The sequence below is a fragment of the Campylobacter sp. W0066.2 genome, from assembly GCF_024723515.1.
In the GTDB taxonomy this organism is placed as follows: Bacteria; Campylobacterota; Campylobacteria; order Campylobacterales; family Campylobacteraceae; genus Campylobacter_D.
Genome location: NZ_JANQCV010000030.1, coordinates 1 through 2,173, shown reverse-complemented (window position 1 = coordinate 2,173; position 2,173 = coordinate 1). Strand labels below are relative to the sequence as shown.

Genomic DNA, 2,173 nt, shown 5'->3' with positions numbered 1-2,173 from the left:
TTAACTCCCCAGAATCTACTTAATCTACATTAAGCTTAAAAGCATTAACAAACTAAAGCTTTAAGCTTAATGCAATAGAGCTTGCTTGATAAGGAGTTTATTATTTTTAAATTTAACATACTAAAAAACTTTTATAGCTTTTGTATTCACTATTAACACATTCTTAACTTCATTATACCAATTGTGCTTTTTCTTTAAATTTTGTTTTGTTGTTTTATAATTTGTTTTAAGCAAACTCTGGACAGTTAAATCATTAATATACACTAAGCCTTTTTTGGGCTTAGTGTATTAATTTAGAATATAAAATCAAATTGTAAATACCCTGTATGAGAGTGAGAGTTATTTGCAAAGGTTCCATTATAATTAAATGACATTTCTAAATCTTTTGTTAAAGAAAAAATCAAAGATGCACCAGCATATTGATAAGTTCTTGGTAGGTCTAAAGTTTCACTTGCTTTTAAGTTTGCAAAATTTACTCTTGATTCTACCTCAGGATTAAAGTTAATTCTTGTACCTGCTTCAAATGAAGTGCTAATTTGTGGATGCCATTTATTTAACCATTTAATAGATGCTGTACTTGAGAAAAGATTTAATTCACTCTTATAATATCTTTCATGGTTTAATGCTCCATCTCCATGCATACTGAAAGCTTTTGTGAAACCACCTTCATAGTTTAAAGATACTTCAGGAGTAATTACATTATCTACCCCATTTAAATAAAAATTCATACCAGTACCAATACTTGCTCCATAACCATAAGTATCTGTATTTCCATTAGCTTCTTTTTTGCCTTTATCGATGAATTTTTGAACATCATTTTTTGTATAAGCTACTTTGGTGTGAGCTTTAAAGAATGCTTCTTTAACTTCATCTTCTAATAAAAGATTAGAATACTTCAAACCTGCATATACTGTTTGCATTTTTAAAGAGAAATAATCTTTAGTATTCATATTAGCTTCTTCAGTTCCTACATAAGCTCCTAGCATACCTATATCTTTTAAGGTATGAAAACCTGCTATTATACCTTTAGTATGTCCTTTAGAATAATCATTTGTTCCTAAAAGCTTAATGCTATTAGATGAAAAATAAGGCAATACAAAGCCATGATAATGCTCATCTGTATCAAAGCCTACTAAGTCTTTATTTGTTTTATGAGTATTGTGTATTCTTGCATGTTTGTAAGCCATTCTTGATGCATCATCTAAAACTGTATCAAGGAAGAATGATCTCATCATATAAGTGTTAATTACTGTTTGAGCCATAACAGAACCCACACCAGCACTTACATCTGCTAAAGTTTTGTATTCTCCTGAGATTGGATCGTAAGCTAAATTTAATAAGCTATTATTAGAACCAACATTATCTACTTCTATTTTACCACCATTACCAGTATTATTAATTATACTACCAGGATCAATAGGCTTAGTTGCATCATAGTTTGAATCTGAAGTATCTACAGTTACATTATCTACCTTGATAGTTCCATTGCCACTACCACCTACATTAATAGCTCCATCAAAACTACCATCTTCATTTGGTTTTACTATCCAATCTCCTACATTTACATTACCACTACCATTATTAGTAATGTGATTACCTTTGCTATCAGGTTTAACTATACCTTTATTGTCTATGTTGATATTATTATTACTATTATTAGTGATACCACCACCTATATTACCATTAGAACCATTTGAGATAGAAGTGTTACCACCACCATTACCTACAGTGATAGCGCCAAGTAATTCTCCATTGTTTTTGATTTCTAAATTACCATTATTGTTTTCAATAGAACCGCTGATAGAACCACTATTATTAATAGAACCCAAATCTCCATTATTTGTAATACTACCACTAATATTACCATGACCACTATTAGTGATGCCTCCTACAGAAGAACCTTTACCTACATCGATGCCACCAGAGATTTGTCCATTACCATCATTGACTATATTATCTACTTTAGCACCACCTTCTACTTTAATATTTCCACCTATGGTTCCACTGCCACTATTTACTACTCCACCTACATTAGAGTCTTTACCTACACTAATATCACCAGAGATTTTTCCACTGCCATCATTGACTATATTATCTACTTTAGACCCTTCTCCTACACTGATGCCACCAGAGATTTGTCCATTACCTTGATTTACTATATTATCTACTTTAG

At 31.0% G+C, this 2,173-nt stretch carries 1 pseudogene; it reads right to left on the bottom strand.

Annotated elements, in window-relative coordinates:
- Positions 1–293 precede the first annotated feature (293 nt).
- A pseudogene (locus CAMP18498_RS07795) lies at positions 294–2,173 on the bottom strand (autotransporter outer membrane beta-barrel domain-containing protein); the annotation flags it as partial.